At 45.1% G+C, this 22,063-nt stretch carries 18 protein-coding genes and 3 tRNA genes; 11 read left to right on the forward strand and 10 right to left on the reverse strand.

The annotated features are described in order from the left end of the window. Positions 1-33: 33 nt before the first annotated feature. Both OO017_RS04640 and OO017_RS04645 read right to left on the reverse strand, forming a co-directional pair. On the reverse strand, positions 34-687 hold the full coding sequence (locus OO017_RS04640) for an HD domain-containing protein (RefSeq protein ID WP_266051283.1): 654 nt from the start codon (positions 685-687) through the stop codon (positions 34-36). Between the two features lie 76 nt (positions 688-763). Then, positions 764-1,228, reverse strand: a complete 465-nt coding sequence (locus tag OO017_RS04645; RefSeq protein WP_266051284.1) for a hypothetical protein — start codon at positions 1,226-1,228, stop codon at positions 764-766. 211 nt (positions 1,229-1,439) lie between these two features. Between OO017_RS04645 and OO017_RS04650 the strand changes: the two genes are divergently transcribed. From OO017_RS04650 to gmd, 5 genes are all read left to right on the forward strand, one after another. Then, complete coding sequence (locus tag OO017_RS04650; protein WP_266051285.1) at positions 1,440-2,243, forward strand: DUF481 domain-containing protein; 804 nt, start codon at positions 1,440-1,442, stop codon at positions 2,241-2,243. 140 nt (positions 2,244-2,383) lie between these two features. Continuing rightward, the gene (locus OO017_RS04655; protein ID WP_266051286.1) at positions 2,384-3,163 is read left to right on the forward strand and encodes a polysaccharide biosynthesis/export family protein; all 780 of its coding nucleotides are present in this window, start codon (positions 2,384-2,386) and stop codon (positions 3,161-3,163) included. 9 nt (positions 3,164-3,172) lie between these two features. Then, positions 3,173-5,545: a GumC family protein gene (locus OO017_RS04660; RefSeq protein WP_266051287.1), complete on the forward strand. Its 2,373-nt coding sequence runs from the start codon at positions 3,173-3,175 to the stop codon at positions 5,543-5,545. A 39-nt stretch (positions 5,546-5,584) separates the two neighbouring features. Further along, on the forward strand, positions 5,585-6,520 hold the full coding sequence (fcl, locus tag OO017_RS04665) for a GDP-L-fucose synthase (protein ID WP_266051288.1): 936 nt from the start codon (positions 5,585-5,587) through the stop codon (positions 6,518-6,520). 54 nt (positions 6,521-6,574) lie between these two features. Then, entirely contained in the window at positions 6,575-7,693 is a 1,119-nt protein-coding gene (gene gmd / locus OO017_RS04670) for a GDP-mannose 4,6-dehydratase (RefSeq protein ID WP_266051289.1), read from the forward strand. A 150-nt stretch (positions 7,694-7,843) separates the two neighbouring features. Here the strand turns inward: gmd and OO017_RS04675 are convergent. From OO017_RS04675 to OO017_RS04685, 3 genes are all read right to left on the reverse strand, one after another. After that, positions 7,844-7,917 (reverse strand) — tRNA-Asp (locus tag OO017_RS04675). 61 nt (positions 7,918-7,978) lie between these two features. After that, positions 7,979-8,052, reverse strand: a tRNA-Asp gene (locus OO017_RS04680). Between the two features lie 61 nt (positions 8,053-8,113). Continuing rightward, positions 8,114-8,187, reverse strand: a tRNA-Asp gene (locus OO017_RS04685). A gap of 226 nt (positions 8,188-8,413) precedes the next feature. Here OO017_RS04685 and OO017_RS04690 point away from each other — a divergent pair. From OO017_RS04690 to OO017_RS04710, 5 genes are all read left to right on the forward strand, one after another. Beyond that, on the forward strand, positions 8,414-9,364 hold the full coding sequence (locus OO017_RS04690) for an acetyl-CoA carboxylase carboxyltransferase subunit alpha (protein ID WP_266051290.1): 951 nt from the start codon (positions 8,414-8,416) through the stop codon (positions 9,362-9,364). A gap of 126 nt (positions 9,365-9,490) precedes the next feature. Next, on the forward strand, positions 9,491-10,333 hold the full coding sequence (locus OO017_RS04695) for an MBL fold metallo-hydrolase (protein WP_266051291.1): 843 nt from the start codon (positions 9,491-9,493) through the stop codon (positions 10,331-10,333). A 1-nt stretch (position 10,334) separates the two neighbouring features. Further along, entirely contained in the window at positions 10,335-11,099 is a 765-nt protein-coding gene (locus OO017_RS04700) for a patatin-like phospholipase family protein (RefSeq protein WP_266051292.1), read from the forward strand. A gap of 87 nt (positions 11,100-11,186) precedes the next feature. After that, positions 11,187-11,822: a hypothetical protein gene (locus OO017_RS04705; RefSeq protein WP_266051293.1), complete on the forward strand. Its 636-nt coding sequence runs from the start codon at positions 11,187-11,189 to the stop codon at positions 11,820-11,822. A gap of 96 nt (positions 11,823-11,918) precedes the next feature. Continuing rightward, complete coding sequence (locus OO017_RS04710) at positions 11,919-12,470, forward strand: 1-acyl-sn-glycerol-3-phosphate acyltransferase (protein WP_266051294.1); 552 nt, start codon at positions 11,919-11,921, stop codon at positions 12,468-12,470. A gap of 68 nt (positions 12,471-12,538) precedes the next feature. Here the strand turns inward: OO017_RS04710 and smc are convergent, their stop codons facing one another. Both smc and OO017_RS04720 read right to left on the reverse strand, forming a co-directional pair. Next, positions 12,539-16,075, reverse strand: a complete 3,537-nt coding sequence (gene smc, locus OO017_RS04715) for a chromosome segregation protein SMC (protein ID WP_266051296.1) — start codon at positions 16,073-16,075, stop codon at positions 12,539-12,541. A 493-nt stretch (positions 16,076-16,568) separates the two neighbouring features. Continuing rightward, positions 16,569-17,783, reverse strand: coding sequence for an ArnT family glycosyltransferase (locus tag OO017_RS04720; RefSeq protein ID WP_266051297.1), 1,215 nt, complete (start codon positions 17,781-17,783; stop codon positions 16,569-16,571). A 48-nt stretch (positions 17,784-17,831) separates the two neighbouring features. Here OO017_RS04720 and OO017_RS04725 point away from each other — a divergent pair, with 48 nt between their 5' ends. Beyond that, positions 17,832-18,362, forward strand: coding sequence for a hypothetical protein (locus OO017_RS04725; RefSeq protein ID WP_266051298.1), 531 nt, complete (start codon positions 17,832-17,834; stop codon positions 18,360-18,362). Between the two features lie 114 nt (positions 18,363-18,476). Here the strand turns inward: OO017_RS04725 and OO017_RS04730 are convergent, their stop codons facing one another. From OO017_RS04730 to pckA, 3 genes are all read right to left on the reverse strand, one after another. Next, the gene (locus tag OO017_RS04730) at positions 18,477-19,139 is read right to left on the reverse strand and encodes a DUF4159 domain-containing protein (protein WP_266051300.1); all 663 of its coding nucleotides are present in this window, start codon (positions 19,137-19,139) and stop codon (positions 18,477-18,479) included. 21 nt (positions 19,140-19,160) lie between these two features. Beyond that, positions 19,161-19,877, reverse strand: coding sequence for a 16S rRNA (uracil(1498)-N(3))-methyltransferase (locus OO017_RS04735; protein ID WP_266051301.1), 717 nt, complete (start codon positions 19,875-19,877; stop codon positions 19,161-19,163). Positions 19,878-20,023: 146 nt separating this feature from the next. Further along, positions 20,024-21,640: a phosphoenolpyruvate carboxykinase (ATP) gene (gene pckA, locus OO017_RS04740; RefSeq protein ID WP_266051302.1), complete on the reverse strand. Its 1,617-nt coding sequence runs from the start codon at positions 21,638-21,640 to the stop codon at positions 20,024-20,026. Positions 21,641-22,063: the final 423 nt, after the last annotated feature.

The raw sequence follows: 22,063 nt of genomic DNA on the forward strand, positions 1-22,063 counted from the left end.
AGCTCAGGCTTTCAGCACAATGCCGTTTGGCTTTTACCTTTTACCTTCCCATTCCGCATAAAACTGCTCCAGGAAATCCTCCATGTACTGGTGGCGCTGCTGAGCCATACTTTTAGCGGTATCTGTATGCATACGGTCTTTCAGCAGTAAAAGCTTTTCGTAGAAATGATTAATGGTGGGGGCGGTGCTGGATTTGTAAGCTTCGAATGAATCGTGAAGTATAGGGTTTATACTTGGGTTATACATCTCTCGGTTTTTGTGTCCGCCGTATGCAAAGGTACGGGCTATGCCAATGGCACCGATCGCATCTAAACGGTCAGCATCCTGCACAATCCTGCCTTCCAAAGTTGGCATGGCCGAAGAAGTGCCGGCTCCTTTAAAAGATAAACTTTTGATGATGTCGCACACATGAAGTATAACCGCTTCCTCCACACTGTGCTGCTCCAGCCACTCGCGGGCCATGCGTGGCCCTACCGTTTCATCTCCGTTATGAAATTTGTGATCGCCAATATCGTGTAGGAGGGCGGCAAGTTCCACCACATACAGGTCAGCTTGTTCCTGTCTGGCGATATAACGGGCATTTGTCCACACCCGTTGAATATGCCACCAGTCATGTCCTGAGCCTTCGCCCGATAGCATTTCCTGCACATACTTGGCTGCTGCGCCTATAGTCTCTTCTTTATACATGGGTAATGTCTTTCCTTATCAGCATAAAGCTAAAGAAAAACTTTATTCGATCGAAGTATAAATCCGAGGCTGAGGATTATGCGGGCACCAACTCTCCCGTCTCCACGGATAGTTTATAAGGTGTTTTAAGCTGTTGCTCCAGAAGTTGGGCCCATGTTTCCAGGTATAGCACCACGTCATTGCGCTGGTTGTGTTTCAGGTTTTTGCGGTGGTCTGGCAGCAGGTTAATTATTTCCGGCTGAGAAAGTGACTCCAAATGGGCAAGTTCTTCTCTTGTAACGCCTATTTCGAGTATCTGGTCGATAATCTCATCAAGCGGAAGGCCACTCTGTGGGCAATAATCGCGCAGTTGCTCGCGCCAGTCGCCGTATCGCCACATGGCAGCCCCGTGTATTTGCCCTTTGCTATACTTTGTGATGGTTTGGGCGAGATGGCCGCAATTGCAGCTGCCCATATGGCCCCACTCATACTTTGCACCCGTGCGTAATCGGTTTGCCGTATCGCGAAGCGCCTCAATCAACTCTACTGAACTCCTTGCCATGGATACTAAATGCTATATGATCTATAAAAGGGAGTACTTAGTAAGTACAGAATATAAATGGATGTATAATTCACATCATTAGTCTTGGCCCTACTTGCTCCTTTCTAATATATCCGTTAGACTTGGTCAAATGTTTAGTTTTCTCTTAAGTTCAATGGCAAAAAATATCTTTACAGTTAACAGTCCTGCGTCAGCATTTCGTTGTGTTCTCGTGCTATCATTCTTTCTTCTATACTTTGTCTCTAACCAGGGGCAGGCGCAGATTCTTAATATTGAGCGAGCAAGGATGGAGCAGGATTCAGCAAACTATTTTACAGGAAAGGGTGGCCTAAGCTTCTCTATGTTTAACAGGAATGCAGGAAAAGACAACCCCAATAATTACCTACAGCTAACCTTCAATGGTGATCTAGCCTATGTTTCTGAGAAGCACAGTTACCTGCTGCTCAATTATTATAATTACCTGCTTGTAAATTATGATTCCGAAGAGCTGCGGAATACAGTGGCAAGTACGGGCTACTCTCATTTCAGGATAAACGTTCTACGCAAAAAGCGCTTGTCTTACGAGCTATTCACCCAGTTGCAGGCAGATAAGGCCAGGGGTTTGGAGTTTAGAACGCTTGCTGGTGCAGGAGTACGGTACCGGATACTGAAAGGCGAGAATAGTAGTTTATACTTCGGAACCGGGTTCATGCATGAGCATGAGGAGTGGGAGAACCCGGAGCTGGAACAAAAACTGATAGTATCTGATCTTCTCAAGTCAACCAATTACCTGAGCGGAAAGGTAAAGCTAAATGAGCAAGTGAGCACTGAAGGCATTGTTTACTACCAGGTTGGGTTCGACGATAACATCGATTCCTTCAGAAACAGGGTGAGTGGGGATTTGACCCTGCAGGTAAAACTCACGAATAAGTTCTCCTTTAAGACCAACTTCAGCTGTACTTATGAAGACGAGCCTATCGTTCCTGTCACCAGGTTTGTTTATGCTATATCAAACGGCATCCAGCTTCAGTTTTAGATGTTTGTTTTAAATTTAATTGAAGTTAAATCTGCTTTCTCACACAATATTTTCATAATTTTACCATTTCAGTCGATAGAACAGTCATATATTTATAGTAGCGAATAGCCTACTTTTTAATAGAAGGAATAAAGAAACCGATGCGCAAAACCCTTATCGCATGGTGGTTCGTGCTTGGGATGGTAGTATTTGCCTCCTGCGTCCCACAAAAAAAGCTCCTCCTGCTGCAGGAGAACCCGAAAGTGAAAAATCAGGGCAAAGCAGATGAGCTTTTGAAAACATTTGAGCTGCACAAGCCAGTTTATACCTTAAAGCCCGGTGATGTACTATCGCTTAAGGTACAAACCACTACACCAGCAGAATATGACTTTCTTAGCTCTGGCACCACAACTTTTGGCGCAACGGATCCAGTGCTAGATGGCTATACCATCGATGATGATGGGGATATCTTGCTTCCCGTGGTTGGCAAAGTGCATTTAGGGGAGTTAAGTATGCCTGAAGCCCGAGTTGCTGTAACCGATGCGTTGAAGCCATTCCTTGCTAACCCAACTGTAAATCTTAGACTACTGACATTCCGCTATACCATAGTAGGAGAAGTAACAAGCCAAGGACAGTTCACAACCTATCAGGATAATATTAATGTGATGGAGGCTATTGCTACGGCGGGCGGCTTAAGTCCTTATGCTAACCGTGGTAAGATTAAATTGATTCGCTATGAAGAAGGCCAAGCCAAGATTTATGCATTCAGCCTCCTCGATGACCAAACGTTGGCAAAGAATAATTTTTACCTTCAGCCCGACGATATGATCGTCGTCGACCCGCTGCCAGCTAAATTCTTCCGAGAGAATGTGTTGGGCACCTTCTCTCTTGGCTTTGGTATAATTGCCTCCATCGTTCTTCTTGTTAACAGACTACAATAACTTTATAAGTTGGAATCTACATTCAATCCTGAAGAAAATAGCTTCATAGACTTCAAAGCTCTTTTAAACTCTGCCATTTCTAAATGGTATTTGTTTGTACTTGGGGCAGTAATAGCTTTATCAGCCGCTTATTTGGTTAATCGGTACACTGTCCCACAGTATGAGGTTTCCTCTTCTGTTATGTTTTCCGGTGATGCGAACAACGGTGCTGCTGCTGCATTGCTTTATGGAAATGAAATGTTTAAAGGAGCTCAAGGCTTAACGAACGAGTCTATTTTATTAAAGACTAAAACGCTAGCCCGCAAGACCCTGGACAAGCTGGATTTTCAGGTGAGCTATTACATACAAGGTAATGTACTCCTGTTAGAAGCTTACAAGTCTGAAGCTCCTATTCATGTTGTATTCGATTCAACAGGAGCTGACGTTCCCTATGATGTTTTATTTAAGATAAGCTTAGCTGACGGTGATAATTACATTCTGTCTTCTGAGAACTTGACGTGGAATAAGAAGGTGGCTGGTAAAACTTTCAAGTTCGGTCAGTCTTACCTACTAGATGATTTTGCCTTTACTGTTAATTTAATCAAGCCTGAGCCTTTCACTGGTAATGAGATTCTCTTTAAAATCAATAACCTTGATGACTTAGCAAAACGCTATGCATCCAACCTTTCTGTAGCACCATATGGTGGCGATGCATCTGCCTTAGTGTTTACGGTAGCAGGTACCACCCCTAAAAAGGATATTGATTACCTGAACGCCCACATGGAGACCTATAAGCAGAACAACCTGGATATTAAGAATGCCAAAGCTACCGGGACTCTTAGCTTCATTGATATGCAGCTACAGCAAATTAGTGACTCTTTATACTTTATAGAATCTCGCCTGGAGGATTTTAAAAAGCGTAACGCAGCGATGGATCTAAGTGCCGCTGGGGCACAAGTAGCCGGAGAACTGCAATCTCTGGAACAGAAGAAAGCCGAACTGTTGATGAATTCGCGCTACTATGACTACCTTTCTACCTACCTTAGCAAAGAGAACCCTGAAGAGCTTATACAAGCTCCTGCTACATTAGGTATCAGTGATCCTGTTCTGAATGCCTTGGTCTCTCAGTTGGTTTCACTTCAAACAGAACTTAGTGTAGCTTCAACCGGACAGGGACAAGAAAACCCGGCTATAAAATTAAAGCGTCAACAACTTAATGAGGTTAGAGCGTCCTTGCTGGAAAACTTGGAAAGCTTAGAGGAAGCCAATCAGATTGGGTTGAGAAACCTTAACCAGCGTATCAATAAGGCTGCGGCAGAGTTACAAAAATTACCTTCTTCAGAAAGGCAGTTAATCAATATACAGAGGCTTTATAATCTGAGCGAGAACCTGTATGTTTTCCTGATGGAGAAGCGCGCAGAGGCGGGTATCTCCAAAGCTGCTAATACTTCAGATGTTACCATACTGAAAGAAGCTTCTGTAAGTAAACAGACAGCTCCGTTGCCTCTTCGTAATTATGGCATTGCTCTCGCCATCGGACTGGGGTTACCTTTTGCTTTCATTTTCCTGAAGGAACTGATGAACAATAAGGTTCACACTGTTGAGGAGATTGCGAAACATACTCAGCTTCCATTACTGGGGTTGGTAGGGCATAACAAAAAAGAAGATAATCTTTTGGCTAACCTAAGCCCTAAATCTGCGCTGGCAGAGGCTTTCAGGACTGTGCGCTCTAACTTGCGCTACATGACTGGGGTTACAGATACAACCACTGAAGGAGGGAAGATTATTGTGATCACATCATCAATTAGTGGTGAGGGTAAAACGTTTTCAGCTAAAAACCTGGCTTATATCATTTCCATCTCCGGAGAGCGCACACTCCTAGTTAACGCGGATATGCGCAAGCCAAATAACAATACAGACTTAGGGGTAAACAGCAGCACAGGCCTGAGCAATTACTTGGCTGGTCATGCTGCTCTTGAAAACGTGATAAATACTACTATTCAGGAAAACTTGCATGTACTGCCTTCTGGCGATATTCCACCAAATCCTTCTGAACTGCTTTTGAGCAACAGAATGTCCGACCTGATTGTAGAGTTGAAGACGAGGTACGATTATATTATCATGGATACGCCTCCTGTTGGTATACTTTCGGACGGTTTGGAGTTGATGCAGATTTCTGATGCCAACGTTTTTATGGTGCGGCAGGATTACACAATTAGAGATTTCCTGAAGAATGTGCAGCTACAGCACGAGTCTGGTAAAATTCGAAACACAGCCATACTCTTCAATGATGTTGATTATAAGAAACTAAACTACGGCTATGGCTATGGATACGGCTATGGGTATGGGTATTATGCTGAAGACAATGAAACAAAGTCTTGGTGGAAACGAATAAGGGGGTAAAACCCCTTTTTTGTTTATATACCTTTCTTCAACATATTTATGCTTAAAAATTCCAAGATATACGTGGCGGGCCATAGAGGTATGGTCGGCTCAGCCATCGTACGGAAGCTTCAAAACGAAGGCTTCATCAACATCATCACCCGCACATCCAAGGAACTGGACCTAAGAAGCCAGATGGCCGTGGAGAGTTTCTTCGAAGAGGAGCAGCCGGAATACGTGTTTCTGGCCGCTGCCAAAGTGGGGGGCATACAGGCCAATAACACCTTCCGCGCCGAGTTCCTTTACGATAACCTCATGATGGAGGCTAACATCATTCATGCAGCCTACAGGAATGGCGTGGAGAAGCTCATGTTTCTTGGCTCCTCCTGTATCTACCCGAAGCTGGCGCCACAGCCTCTCAAAGAAGAATACCTGCTGACAGGCCCTTTGGAGCAGACCAATGAGCCCTATGCCATCGCCAAGATAGCCGGCATCAAGCTCTGCGAGGCCTACCGCGATCAGTACGGCTGCAACTTCATCAGCGTAATGCCCACCAACCTTTACGGTTACAACGACAATTACGACCTGAATAACTCTCACGTGCTGCCGGCGCTTATCCGCAAGTTCCATGAGGCGAAGGAGAACGGGGCACCTACTGTCACGGTGTGGGGCACGGGAAGCCCTCGACGCGAGTTTCTCTTTGCCGATGACCTGGCCGATGCTTGTTTATACTTAATGGAGCACTATAACGGTAGGGAGTTAGTTAACATTGGCACTGGCGAGGACATCACCATCAAGGACCTGGCCCTGCTCGTGAAAGATGTTGTGCAATTTGAGGGTGGACTAGAGTTTGATACAACCAAGCCAGACGGCACACCCCGAAAACTGATGGATGTGTATAAATTACATTCTCTTGGTTACAAGCACTCTACAAGCCTGGAGGAAGGAATTTCTCTAGCTTATGCAGATTTCAAAAACAAAATTGTAGAAGTATAGTATATATACCCGTTTACTATAATCTTCACTATACTTTTACAAACCCTTTACATAATGAAAACTGCCCTTATCACTGGTGTAACCGGTCAGGATGGAGCATACCTGGCGGAGTTACTTCTAAGCAAAGGATACAAGGTGCACGGCATCAAGCGCCGTAGCTCCAGCTTCAACACAGATAGAATTGACCACTTATACCAGGACCCACACGAGAAGAACATCAACTTCAAGCTGCACTATGGCGACCTGACGGACTCCACCAACCTGATCCGCATCATCCAGGAGACACAGCCGGACGAGATCTACAACTTGGCCGCCATGAGCCACGTGAAGGTGAGCTTCGACACGCCGGAGTACACGGCCAATGCCGATGGCTTGGGCACACTACGCATCCTGGAGGCTATCCGTATCCTTGGCCTGACGAAGAAGACAAAAGTGTACCAAGCCTCTACCTCTGAACTTTATGGCCTGGTGCAGGCCGTGCCACAGTCAGAGACTACGCCGTTCTACCCACGCTCGCCATATGCCGTGGCCAAGCTATACGGCTATTGGATCACGGTGAACTACCGCGAGGCCTACGGCATGTACGCCTGCAATGGCATCCTATTCAACCACGAGTCGCCGCTCAGAGGCGAGACTTTTGTAACAAGAAAGATCACCCGCGCTGCCGCCCGTATCGGTATGGGCCTGCAGGACAAGCTGTACCTGGGTAATATGGATGCCAAGCGCGACTGGGGCCACGCAAAGGACTATGTGGAGGCTATGTGGCGCATTCTGCAGCAGGACGAGCCGGAGGATTATGTGATTGCCACAGGCGTGACCACCACCGTGCGTGAGTTCGTTAAGATGTCCTTCGCCGAGCTTGGCATTGAGATCGAGTTCAGGGGAGAGGGCGTGGAGGAGAAAGGCTATGTGGCCGCCTGCAATAACCCGGACTATCACTTGGAGCTTGGCCGTGAGGTGGTGTGCGTAGACCCGAACTACTTCCGTCCAACCGAGGTGGAGCTGCTGATCGGCGATGCCACCAAGGCCAAGGAGAAACTGCAGTGGGTGCCGAAGTATGACCTGCCTGCGCTGGTGAAAGACATGATGGAGTCAGACATCGAGCTCTTCAAGCGCGACAGCTACCTGGTTGAGGGCGGACACAAGGTGTACAATTACCACGAGCTTCAGTAGAAAGTATAAACTAGCATCAATGCTTTACTTATAATAAGAAAGGCCGGCTGATTAAGTTCTGCCGGCCTTCTTTTTTGTTGCCTAACCTTTTGCGTAAAAGTATAGGCAACAAAAAAGAGCTTGCGTTATTACACAAGCTCTTTAAGAGAGCGGTCTGGACGGGACTCGAACCCGCGACCTCCGCCGTGACAGGGCGGCATTCTAACCAACTGAACTACCAGACCAATACTTTTGATGTTTGCAGCACCTCTTGCGCTGCTTGTGCGTCTACCGCAGTTTTACCTGCGGTCTGGACGGGACTCGAACCCGCGACCTCCGCCGTGACAGGGCGGCATTCTAACCAACTGAACTACCAGACCAATACTTTTGATGTTTGCAGCACCTCTTGCGCTGCTTGTGCGTCTACCGCAGTTTTACCTGCGGTCTGGACGGGACTCGAACCCGCGACCTCCGCCGTGACAGGGCGGCATTCTAACCAACTGAACTACCAGACCGTTTGTCTTTTCCTTAACTGTGAGTGTTAAAGTGATGCAAAGGTATGTTTCCGGATTTAAATGTGCAAATGCTATGCATCATTTTAACCCTATATTTTACGTGTAAATAGTAAACAGCTTCATTTACAGGTAAATTAATTTTATCCTTAAGTATAAATCGCTACTTCTGTTACGTGCATTGAAGGAAAATCTTAAATTTGTGGTGCTAAACACAAGGTACGAACTTATGCTTTTAGATTTCGAACAGCCCATTGCTGCCCTGGAGGGCAAACTGCAGGAGATGAAAAAACTTGCTGACGAGAGTCAGGTTGATGTATCGGAGGCGGTTAAGGCTCTGGAAGAGAAAATCAAGACACTCAAAAAAGAAACATACGCCAATTTAACCCGTTGGCAGCGCGTGCAGCTTTCGCGCCATCCTGAAAGACCTTATACTTTGGATTACATCCACGGCATCACGGATAAATTTGTGGAGTTGCACGGAGACCGCACCGTGAGTGATGACAAGGCCATGGTTGGAGGCTTTGGAGAGGTAGATGGCCGCAGCGTAATGTTTATAGGCCAGCAGAAGGGCCGTAATACCAAACAACGACAGATGCGCAATTTTGGTATGGCGAACCCTGAGGGCTATAGGAAAGCACTTCGCCTGATGAAAATGGCGGAGAAGTTTAACAAGCCTATTGTTACGTTTATCGATACGCCAGGTGCCTTCCCGGGTCTTGAAGCCGAAGAGCGTGGACAAGGAGAGGCTATTGCCCGCAACCTGAAAGAGATGTTTATGCTGAAGGTGCCGGTTATATGTGTTATTATTGGCGAGGGAGCTTCGGGCGGTGCGTTGGGTATAGCCATCGGTGATCGCGTGATGATGCTTGAGAACACCTGGTATTCTGTTATCTCACCAGAGTCATGCTCTTCTATTCTTTGGCGCAGCTGGAACTATAAGGAGCAGGCTGCCGAGGCGCTTAAGCTCACGGCCACGGATATGCTGCAAAATAAGCTGATCGATGGTATCATCAAAGAGCCTCTTGGTGGCGCGCACCTAGATCCAGATAAAATGATGGCCACTCTGAAGAAAGAAGTTATCAGGTTGGTGGATGAACTCGGAACCATGAACCCTGATGAACGTATCATGGAACGCATTGAAAAGTTCTCCAACATGGGCGTTGTGCTGGAAGCATAGACTTTACCTATGAGCTTAAGAATGAATTAGAGGCGGGAGCAGATGTTCTTAACTCTAGTTCATTTTTATTTTAGGCCGCTTTATACCAAAGTATAGTTCAGATATCATACATTAAGCAAAAGCAAAATGAAGCTACACATTATAGATACAGGTTTTTTTAAGTTAGATGGCGGCGCCATGTTTGGTGTTGTACCTAAGACACTGTGGCAGCGCTCCAACCCTGCTGACGAGAATAACCTGTGTACGTGGGCCATGCGATGCTTGCTGATTGAAGATGGCGACAGGCTGATTCTGATTGACAACGGTATAGGGGATAAGCAGGACGCAAAGTTTTTTAGCCACTATTACCTTCACGGAGACGCAACCTTGCAAAACTCTTTAAAAGCAGCAGGGTTTTCTCCAGAGGATGTGACCGACATGTTTCTGACGCACCTCCACTTTGACCATTGTGGGGGCGGTGTAAAGTATAAAAACAGGGATGGCGCTTTAGAGCTCGTTTTTCCTAACGCAACGTATTGGTCTAATGCTGCTCATTGGGAGTGGGCAACAAAGCCTAATGCCCGTGAGAAAGCTTCTTTCTTAAAAGAGAATATACTTCCCATGCAAGAGAGCGGCCATCTCAAGTTTATAGAACCCCAAACACCCTCTCCGATTCCTCAATTTGAAATATTTTATGCGGATGGCCATACGGATAAGATGATGATTCCGATTATGGAGTATAAAGGCCGCAAAATAGCCTACATGGCTGATTTGTTGCCATCAGTAGGGCATATCCCGCTGCCATACGTTATGGGGTATGATACGCGTCCGCTACTTACATTAAATGAGAAGGCTGAGTTCCTCAATCGTGCTGCTGATGAGAACATGGTGCTATTCTTTGAGCACGATGCTGTAAACCAATGCTGCACTGTACAACATACTGAAAAGGGCGTTCGTCTGAAGGAAGCCTTTAGCCTTTCTGAGCTTTAGGATGCGGGTCGGGCTGGCTTTATCTGGAGGTGGTGCCAGAGGAATTGCACATTTAGGCGTTCTAAAGGCTCTGGATGAACAGGGTGTAAAAGTAAGTATGATTTCAGGGGTTAGCTCCGGAGCAATTGCGGGGGTATTATATGGCTACGGTTATTCCCCGGAAGAAATCCTGAAACTAATAAAAGAGCTGAGCGTTTTCCACGTCATGCGGCCTGTATTTGGCAAAAGTGGTCTGCTGCACCTGGAGGAAGTAGAAAAGCTGTACAATAAATACCTGGGCTCGCAACTGAAATTTGAAGACCTGAAAATTCCGGTGGTAGTTAGTGCCACAGAAATGAATGAAGGTGTTACTGCTTACTTTTCTACTGGTGAGGTAATTAAGCCTTTGTTAGCTTCCTCTGCCGTTCCCATACTTTATCAACCCATTCTGTTTAATGGTAAAACACTGAATGATGGTGGTCTCCTCAATAATTTACCGATTGAGCCGTTACATAATAACTGTGACGTTAAAATAGCTGTCCACGTCAACCCTGTTAATCACCAGGCGCGAGTTATATCCTTAAGAGGTATGATTGAACGCACGCTTATGTTGGCTATCAACAGTAATGTTAAGTTGCGATTAAATCAGTGTGACTTGTTGCTGGAACCACAAGAGTTAAAATCATATCGGCTTATCAGTTTTAGAAAGGCAGATGAAATTTTTGACGTTGGTTACAGATATGCGATGCATATGGAGCGTTTCATCAGGCAACTGGTAAATAAATAATTGAAAAAAAATTAAAATAAATATGGTTTTATATGTATCCTTTAGCATGATTATCGTAAAAGGCATATATATTGAATCGTATAAAATATGATTAAATTTAAAATATTCTTTCTCCTGGTCTTTATTTCCTTCTCATCCCTCACCTTGGCCCAGGAGAACAAAAGCTTTATGTGGAAGGCTAAGGTAAAGCATGGTTCTGTTCTGATTGGTGGAAACTTGGATGCGGCGATACAGAAAACAACAAGAGATATTAACCAGCCACTAGGCCCCGAAGATGGCACCAATATTTTAGCCAACTTGAACTTTAAGGGTGGTTACTTTTTTATGCACGATGTAGCTATTGGCGTAGATTTAGGTATTAACCATGAGAGTTATATCGTATCAGTTGAGGGCGCTAAGCAGACTTTCAGAAGAACCTATATGCTAGGCGGCCCCTTTACGCGCTATTATTTGGACAATGGTATATTTGGTGAGCTTGCGCTGAAAGGCGGTTTGCTTAATTTCTCCACTGGCTCCAAGACTAACTTGTTTGAAGGTACAATGGGGGTGGGGTATGCACTGTTTGTAAATGAGAAAATCTCTGTGGAGCCGATGCTGTCGTTCCGTTATTTTCGGGAGTGGGAGGGAGATCAGTCGAATGTATCTCTCGGGCCGCTTATTGGAGTTGGAATACAGGCCTATTTATGGAGAAGAACCTCCCAAACTGTTAAAGAAGCCTTGTAAAACAGCGTAGAAGTATGTAACTATACGGTCTGATAGACTTTTTAAAGTAGGCAAGCTTGTACCTTGCCTACTTTTTTAATAACACCCTAACTATACATGATCGGTAAATTTATTTCTAAGCTGTTTTTTAAAGCAACTGGCTGGAAACTCAATGGTACACTAGCTCCACAAGATAGGCGCTGCGTGATGGTTGCAGCCCCACATACAAGCAATTGGGACTTTGTGTATGCCCGCGCTGCCTTTTACCTTATGGAGGCCCCAATACGCTATACCATCAAGAAAGAGTTCATGAAATTCCCTTTCGGTCCGATTTTGAAAAAAATTGGGGCACTTCCGATTGATCGCTCTAAAAACACGCGCATGGTAGAAGCCATGATCAGGATATTTGAGGAAACACCGGGGGACATGTGTGTGATGGTAACTCCTGAGGGGACAAGAAAGTATCAGCCACGTTGGAGAAGAGGGTTCTACTATGTAGCTCTTGGGGCGAATGTACCTATTGTACTTGGCTACCTGGACTATGCAAAAAAAGAAGCCGGAATCGGACCTACCATTATTCCATCAGGTGATGTAGAGGCCGACATAGAAAAGATTATGGCTTTTTACCGAACCAAGACAGCAAAATTCCCGGAGCAGGGGGTGAGGTAATGAAAGTATACGCTTATAAACAAACAGAGCCGCTGAATTTGAGCGGCTCTGTTTGTTTTGATTAATACCTAAGCTATCTGGCGAAGGTCTACAGGTATAACCCTGGATATACCGGCCTCTATCATAGTGATGCCATACATGACATCTGTAGAAGACATGGTGCGCTTGTTATGCGTTACCACTATGAACTGCGAATCATTGGAGAATTTGCGGATGATGTTGTTGAACTTGTCAATATTGGCGTCATCCAGCGGGGCGTCTACCTCATCAAAAATACAGAACGGCGCGGGCTTAAGCAGGTAGATGGCGAACAGCAACGAAATGGCTGTAAGTGTTTTCTCTCCCCCTGATAACTGATTAATGGTGAGCGGGCGCTTGCCTTTTGGCTGAGCCATGATCTCAATTTTAGCCTCCAGCGGATTCTTCGGGTCAGATATTACCAAGTCGCAGTTATCCTCCTCCGTAAACAGGCTTCGGAACACATGCTTAAAGTTATCTTTGATCTGGTTGAATGAGTCCATGAACTTCTCTTTTGCCACTGTGTCGATCTCGTTGATTGTATCGATAAGGGCATTCTTGGCATTAACCAAATCATTTCTCTGCTCACTGATGAATTTTTCACGCTCCTCGATCTCGGCATAAGCCTCTGCAGCCATGGCATTTACCGGACCCATTTTATCCAGTTGCATCCTTACAGTTGATATATGCTCACTCAACTCATCATTGGATAGCGGGATTAGCAACTCTTCCTCCGGAACCGGGCTTGCGAAGTCTTCGTCCGAAATATTGAACTCAGCAGCCAATCGTTCTTTAATGGCTACTAACTTCAACTGCGTATCGTTCTTGGCTTGCTGCATACGCATCAGGAGCTCATCCGAATTCTGGCGCTTTCGCTGCATCTCCCGGATGCTTTTTTCTTTCTCGTCCAGATCACCGCGAAGCGTGAAGTACTCTTTCTCTATCTCCTCCAACTCCTCTGCATACTCACGGCGTGCCTCATTCATACTTTCCACCACTTCCTGATTCTCAAGTATAAAAGTGTCTGCCTCGGCAATTTCCTGCTCAGATTTTTCCAGCTCCTGCTTCAGCCCCTCAATACGCTCCTGGTTTGTCTCAACAGACTTTTGCTTATAACTAATTTCCTGCTGCAGGCTGGCGAAGCGGTTTTTAAGCTGGTGGTACTGAATATTCTCCTGGTTAAAGCGACCAGAAATAACGGCTATTTGCTCCTGCTGACGCTCTATATTAGACGTATAAACGGATATTTCTTCCTCCAGGCGCTGCAACTCTTTCATGTCGGCTTCAGCTTGTGGAGATACTTCCATACTTTGCTCGCGTAGCTCCAGCAGGCGCTCGTGCAACTCGTCACGCTTTTGGTCGAAGTTACGGATGTTCTGCTGGTGCTGCTCATGCTTAATGCGCACCGTTAGCAGGTCTTGCTGCAGTTTGCTAACCTCCTTCTCCAAGCCCTTTATCGTATCTTTCTCCGACTCATTCCTGTGGTTCTGGAGGATCTGGTTCTGAGTATTTATGCGGCTTTGAAGCAGCTCTACCTGCTCCTGCAGCTCGGCTACTTCCTCTGCCAGCTTCTCCAGGTTCTGCTTACGGCCCAGTCGGTTCCCGTCAAACACACCCACAGAACCACCCGAAAGGCTGAGCGGCTTACGGATCGCGCTGCCATCCTTCAGGATGATGGTTTTGAATTCGCTGTCGTAGAGTTCTTCTTCTGAATCATCGCTGATGTACACATTACGGAGCATGTATTTCATCAGGCTGCTATACTTTTTATCTGCAGACACCAATTCATAAGCTGCCTGCAGATTTCCCTCGTTAAAGGTAGCCGTTGGCTCCAGTTCCTCTATTTCGGAAAGTATTATAAAGTTGGCCCGTCCTTTATTTTCCTGCTTTAGCAGGGCAATTGCATCAATGGCATCCTGCAACTCATCCACTACAAAGTAGTTCATGTATTGCTCCAGGTAACTCTCGATAAGCGGCTTGTAGTCAGATTTACACACTAGTATATCAGAAAGGAGAGGGGCCGGCTTAGCCCAGCTATCTGACTTACTGAGGAACTTAATGGCCTCCGGAAATCCCTCCATATTCTCGACAAGAGATTTTGTGAGGCTATACTGGTTCTGTTTGGCATCTAACGTACGGTTCAGTTCTACCAGCTGTCCCTTCAGCTCCACCACATTGGCCTCTGTGGCCTCTATACTTTGCTGCAGCGTTTCTTCCTTTGCCTGCAGCCGAACCATCTCCGATGTTCTTTCCTCGAGCACCTGTTGTGCCTCCTGCAGCTGCTCTTGCAGCATGCGGCCGTCCTCGTCGGCAGTAAGTTGCTGCTGCTGCAACCGCTCCAGTTCCTGGTTAATGTTCTGGATCTGCACCTGGCTTATTTCCAGAGACTTATTTAGCTGGTATACTTCGTTTTGTTTAGATTTTTGTTGCTGCATTAGATCCTGGTATGTCTCCTGAAGGATTGCCTTTTGCTCATTAGCCTCCTGCAGTTGCTCTTTCATGGCAGCTACCTGTGCTTCAGCCTCCGCAAAATTGTCCTGAACGGCCATTAGCTCGTCGCGCAGCTCCAGTATACTTTCCTGTGTGTGCTCCACGTTGGCCGTGTCCTGGCTGATTTGCTGGCGAAGCTGATGCAGGCGCTCTTTCAGGTAGGTGCTGCGCTCAGATTTTAATTTGATGTCATTCTCCAGTTGTCGAAGTTTGGCTGTTTGCACTTGCATGGAGCGCTGCATTTCTGACAACTTTTCCTGAGTCTCGTTCAGTTCCTCTTTCTGCCCGGCAATAGACTCTTCGGCATCAGACACTATACTTATGTACTGCTCTTTCAGAGAGGTTTCCTGGTTTACGTCTTGCTCAAGGCGCTCAAGTGTTTGCTGGTACTGTGATATATTACGGCGGGAAAACTCCAGACTGTGCTTCTTATAGTCATCCTTCAGGTTGAAATATTTAACAGCCTGTTTTGCCTGGCGTTCCAGCGTTTTCATGTTCTTGCCAATCTCATGCAGCAAGTCTTCCACGCGTTCCAGGTCAGCGTCAGTCTCTTCCAGTTTTTTCAGTGTCTGCTTTTTGCGCACACGGAATTTTGAGATACCTGCGGCCTCCTCAAATAACAAGCGTCGTGAGTTTTCCTTATCGTTTAGAATCTCGTCCACCATTTTCAACTCAATGATGGCGTAGCTATCCGAACCGATACCGGTATCCAGGAAAAGTTCGTTGATATCCTTTAAGCGACAGGTAACCCCGTTCAGCATATACTCACTCTCTCCGGTGCGGTAGTATTTGCGTGTTACGGTTACCTGCGAATACTCAGTAGGGAGGATGCCTTTGTTGTTGTCGAAGGTAATGGAAACCTCCGCCATTTGCACCGGCTTACGCGTCTTGGAGCCGTTGAAGATCACGTTCTCCATCTTGTCTGACCGGAGGTTACGCGTTTTCTGCTCTCCCAGTACCCAACGTATGGCATCAACAATATTTGATTTGCCACAACCATTAGGCCCAACTATACCTGTAATGCCGTCATCGAAGTTAATAACGACGCGGTCGCCAAAACTCTTAAATCCTTTGATCTCTAATTTTGAAACTTGCATGCGTATGTGCGGGAACTCTAAATTCTATCTTCAAAAATAAGACTATAATTTGAATAATCTCCTCTTGTAAAATTAAAGAGATGTTATAGTTCGTATAGCTCTAAAGGTGCCCTTTTCCATATAAGTTTACCCTGGCTACTAAGCTTGAGTAAGTATTCGTGCGGGGATTCCTGGTGAAAAGATGGGTTTGTGTTTAAGGCATGGTTAATCAAAATGAATTTGCCAGTAAAATCCTTAGTACTGTCCATTTCAGAGTACGAATAAAATGTGAGTCCTTTAACTTTATTATATTTTAAGTAGTAGTTAGTGCCGTGATATAAATAATCAGGAAGTATGGCTTGCGAGGTTTTATCGCTATCGGCTTGTTGTACCAAGAGTTCCATTAACTGCTTATGTTCCTGGTAGTATAATGTTTTCTCCTTAAGTATAAAATAGGCAGGCCGTATTCCCAGAATAACTATGATGGCTGCTATAGCAGTATAGGGTAATGGTTTTATTTTGTGAGGTTTAAAGTATAACCAAAGTATAACCACGCTGCGTGTGCAGCAAAGTATAAAGCTAACAAGCCATATATAACCCCTACCTTATTAGTTAAATATATGGCTGTAAGTGAAAATATTAATGTGTATGCTAATGTGAATTTTATACTATTTAATTTTTTGTTAAAACCATAGCTAGCAGAAATCGCTAATGCGGGAAGCACCAGATTGAACATTCTAGCATCCAATTTTATAGGGTTGTAAACGGATAAAGATGTGGAGGAAAAGTTGAGAGTGAGGTAAGCAGTAAGAAAAAGGAATAACCAGTAATATTTTTTCTTTAGATCAGTATCTTCTAACATCTTCTCGCCCCCTAGCAAAAAAATAAGTGTAATGAAGCTGCCTGTACTTATCAAAACCTCTATCGGGGCTACTGTTAATCTTGGGAAGTAGCTTTTGGATGGATTATTTAAGTAATTGTCATAAACCATGTTTGCCTTTTCCATTTCGGATATCCTATAGAATGGATCCCCGGTTTCAATATAGTACCAGGTAAAATAAGACAGGAGTAGAACCAGGCCAGTAACTAAGCTATATACCCAGAACTTTTGGAGTGCACTTCTCTTCATGAACGCTCTGATAGCATGATACATGAAAAAAGGTAAAACTACTACTGCCGTTTCTTTAGTTAGCCCAGCTAGGAATAGACTGGTTGTAAACACAATAGCCTTAAAAAGGTGTTTATTATTTTCACCATAAAGGACACTGAAGTAGGTGGAGGCAGCTATAAGCACAAAAAAAGCTACAATGTTATCGGGGTATAGGAAATTAATAAAATATATAAAGTAGAACGTAAAAGCTAGAAACACAGAAGCAACAGCAGCGTTCAGGTCGTGTTGGTGTGCAACTTTGTAAGTAATATATATACAGCCTATTGTACAAAGGAAGGGCCAAAAAGAATAGGTTAAAATGTTGACGCCGAACAGGTGGTATAAAATAGAAATTGGTACGAAAACCGTTGGCCTGTGAATGAACGTATGACCATTATCTGTCACATCAAACGTCCCATTAACTAATCTTCCGGCAAACTCACTATAGGCAAGATCATCAGAGTAATAAATACCTTCATGTGCCCCCAAAAAGTATATAACTGCAAAAACTAACATAAGCACTAGAAGATGCCTGGCTTTGAAAATAGTTTCACTAGTAGATTTATACTTTGTATCCATATGACAAAGATGCGCATTTTCACTATATTTGGTTAAGAGAAAGGTCCTATGGATGATTTTAAAATTATAATATACATACTTGCCGCTGTAGCTTACTTTCTGCTGACACAGTGGCGGAAGGCTTTTAAAGGAGGCGACGAAGAGGAAGTTGAAGTCGACAGAGAAAGAAGAACTCCGCGGCAGCATCCTGCCAGACCGGTTACTTCTTTTGAGGATATGCTAAGGGAGCTGCAGCCAAAAGTAGAGCAGGCCAAGCAGCAGGGACAGGAGGTAGTGCAGCAGGCAAAGGAGCGTGTACGTGACCTGTCTCCAAGTGCCCCAACTCTGGCTCCTGAAACAGAATTTCCGCGCAAGTACAAGAATTATGAGGATAACGCCCCAAGAATACTTTCCTGGGAGAAGAGAGCAGAAGCAATAGAAGCCGCAAAACAGAGCAAATTAAGTAGGAAAGAACCTTTTCTGGCCTATGAACAACAGCATGCTCCTAAAGTTAATCGCTATGCAGAAATGCTCCATAACCCAGTTACCGCCCGTGACGCAGTTATACTTTCTGAAATATTCAACAGGAAGTATAGTTAAGGTAGGATGGGGCTTTTATTGATTGGATTAAAGCCAGGCTGAAAGTCTTTTAACTACAAAGGGGAAATACTGAAATTGTGGTGCTACAAGCTAAACTTACCTATTCTAAATTAGTTATTCCTGAGTAAGTGCAAAGGTTAAAATATTAGCCCCCATACGCAATGCCTGTTGCCGTATAGGCTCCGGGTCGTTATAAATCTCCTGGTCTTCCCAGCCATTACCAAGGTCTGTTTCATAAGTATAAAAGCACACCAATTTTCCCTCGTGCATAATACCAAAGCCCTGAGGTGGCTTGTTATCGTGTTCATGCACTTTGGGTAAGCCTCTCGGGAAGTTATACTTTTGGCGGTAAATCGGATGGTCATACGGCAGTTCCACGAACTCATACTCCGGGAAAACCTTCTTCATTTCCTTCCTGATATACTGGTCCAGCCCATAATTGTCGTCAATATGCAGAAAGCCGCCATTTAACAGGTAACTGCGTAGGTTTTGTGCCTCAGTATCCGAAAAAACAACGTTACCGTGGCCAGTCATATGCACAAAGGGGTACGTAAATAGTTCCGGACTTCCAACCTCAACTACCTCCTCTTCAGAAGCGATGTTCATGTTCAGGTTTTGATTACAGAAACGGATCAGATTTGGCAGAGAGGTTTTATTTGCATACCAATCGCCGCCGCCGTTATACTTTAACTTTGCTATCTTAAAGCTGTGTGTCTGAGCTACTGATGTGGTTAAAGCAAAGAGCAACAGGCATACGAAAAGGAGTAGTCGGTTCATAGGTTGAGGTTGCTGGTATCATTACAAGGGAGCAAAAACGTCGTGCAGTACATTTAATGTATGGCAGGCCACCAAAGCTGCTGTTTCGGTGCGTAACCTGCTTTGGCCCAATGTTACAGGTTTGATCCCTGCCTTATAGGCTGCAGTAATCTCATTAGCAGAAAAATCTCCTTCCGGCCCAATCATGATGCAGTGCGGCTCCCCATACTTGTAGTAGCCCTTTATGCTTTTGGTTGCATCATCTTCTAAATGAGCAATAAATGTACATTCAGGCACGGCCTTCTGAACGAAACGGTGAAAGGGTGTCATATCGTTCAGGAGGGGGAGGTATCCTTTTTTGGATTGCTTCATGGCACTTACCGCTACTTTCTCCAGCCTGTCCATTCTTAAGTTACGGCGCTCGGAGTGCTCGCACAACAAAAACGTAATCTCGCTTATTCCAATCTCCACGGCTTTCTCTACAAACCACTCCATGCGGTCCATGTTTTTTGTGGGGGCTACAGCAATGTGTGCTATATAAGGTATTTTACCATACTCTATTTGCTTATCAATGAGCTGCAGCTGACACCGTTTTTGGTGTGCATCCTGAATAATGGCTGTGTACATGCCACCAATACCATCGACAAGGTACACTGTGTCGCCATGGCTCAGGCGGAGCACGCGCGTGCAGTGTTTGGATTCTTCCTCACTTAAAGTATAAAACTCACCGGTAATATCTGGGGTATAGAAAAGATGCACTGATGCTGCTATTTTGAAATTAAATTTAAAATCTGGCTTAGCTGAAATAGTATACGAATGTATAAAATTTATGCTGAACCCGCACAGGGAATTAAAAAGCCTCTCCACATGACGCAGAGAGGCTTTCAAATCTTGTACTTAATTGCTTAATCGATGGTAACCTCTACCTGCGGTGCTCCAGCCAGAATCTCATCGTTTGCATAGGCTGCATATTTCTGGAAGTTCTTTACAAACTTAGAGGCAAGGTCTGTTGCCTTGGCATCGTATTCGTCTTTGTTAGCCCAGGTGTTTTTAGGGTTCAGGATCTCCTCCGGCACGTTAGGGCAAGACTGCGGCATTTCTACGCCGAAAACAGGGTGCTTGGTATACGCTACCTGGTTTAACTCACCGTTCAGCGCAGCCGTGATCATAGCGCGTGTGTACGGCAGTTTCATACGGTGTCCAACACCATAAGGGCCGCCAGTCCAGCCGGTGTTCACCAGCCACACGTTTACGTTGTTTTCCTCCATTTTCTTACCCAGCATTTCGGCATACTTGGTTGGGTGCAATGGCAGGAAAGCGGCGCCAAAGCAGGCAGAGAAGGTAGTCTGTGGCTCTGTAACACCAACTTCCGTTCCTGCTACCTTTGCGGTGTAGCCAGAAATAAAGTGGTACATAGCCTGGCTTGGGTTTAATTTGGAGATCGGAGGTAACACACCGAACGCATCAGCTGTCAGGAAGAAAATGTTCTTCGGTATATCCGCTCTGGATGGCTCTACAGCGTTGTCGATATAGTTGATAGGGTAGGCTGTACGGGTATTTTCTGTAACGGAGTTGTTTGTATAGTCTACTGTACGGGTGCCAGGGAAGAAGCGGGTATTCTCTACAATGGAGCCGAACTTGATCGCGTCCCAGATCTGTAGCTCTTTTTCACGAGTCAGGTCGATTACCTTGGCGTAGCATCCTCCTTCAAAGTTAAACACGCTGTCTTCTGTCCAGCCATGCTCATCGTCGCCAATAAGACCACGGTGCGGATCAGCAGAAAGAGTGGTTTTACCTGTGCCTGACAGACCGAAGAAAATAGCAGTGTCACCATCTGCACCAACATTGGCAGAGCAGTGCATAGACAGTGTATTCTTGTGGTGGGGCAGGATGTAGTTAAGCACGCCGAAAATGCCCTTCTTCATTTCACCGGCATAGCCTGTTCCACCAATAAGTATCATATTCTTGGTGAAGTTGATGATAGCGAAATTGCTCTGGCGTGTTCCGTCTACGGCAGGGTCGGCCTCAAACTCAGGGGCACAGATAATCGTGAACTCAGGGGTGTGATCTTTAAGCTCTTCTTTTGTTAAACGCAGGAACATGTTGTTGCAGAAGAGATTCTGCCACGCCTGGGTGTTTACAATGCGCAGGTTTAAGCGGTACTCAGGGTGTGCACCTGCATAAGCATCGCGCACATAAAGTTTTTTGTCCTTCAGGTAGTCTACCATCTTAGCATGCAGCTGGTCAAACTTCTCAGGGTCAAACGGAATGTTGATGTCTCCCCACCATACAGAATCCTCTGTATTGGCATCTTTTACGATAAAGCGGTCTTTTGGCGAGCGGCCGGTAAACTTGCCGGTGTCACACATAAGGGCTCCGTTGTCTGTAAGCGCACCCTCGCCGTTTTTAATGGCTTCCTCCACCAACTCAGCAGGTGTCAGGTTCCACAGCACTTCTTGTGCCTCCCTAATACCGATGCTCTCGAGACCTACTGCGTTAGATTTATCTCCAGATTCTTTCATTGAAATTTTTTGGGTTTGATTGAAATGTTAGGTTTTACGCAACTATGATACAAAAATAGAAAAATTTATATATTCTTATAGGAGCTTATTTATTTTTAAAAAAATACCACCTGCTCTTAAGGGTGAGGCCTTAGGAGCAGGCGTGTCAGAATCTAAAATACACTGGTATCTAAGAATAAAAAACATTGTTACTGTGTGTTGGCAGCTGCAATTTTAACATGAAGCATACTCACCTTCTCACCAAATCAGGCTTCACCAAGAGCAGCAGCTTTTACGGCTTATTACGCGTTAACAGGCCCTGAGTTTAAGGCTACATCAGAAAATAAATCTCTTCTATTTAATATACTAATACCTATATTTAATCGCTACAACATGATGTTTTAGTATAGTATACTCCTATTTAGTCGTGCTTGTTTGTGCTTT

Source organism: Pontibacter anaerobius (genome assembly GCF_026241195.1).
In the GTDB taxonomy this organism is placed as follows: domain Bacteria; phylum Bacteroidota; class Bacteroidia; order Cytophagales; family Hymenobacteraceae; genus Pontibacter; species Pontibacter anaerobius.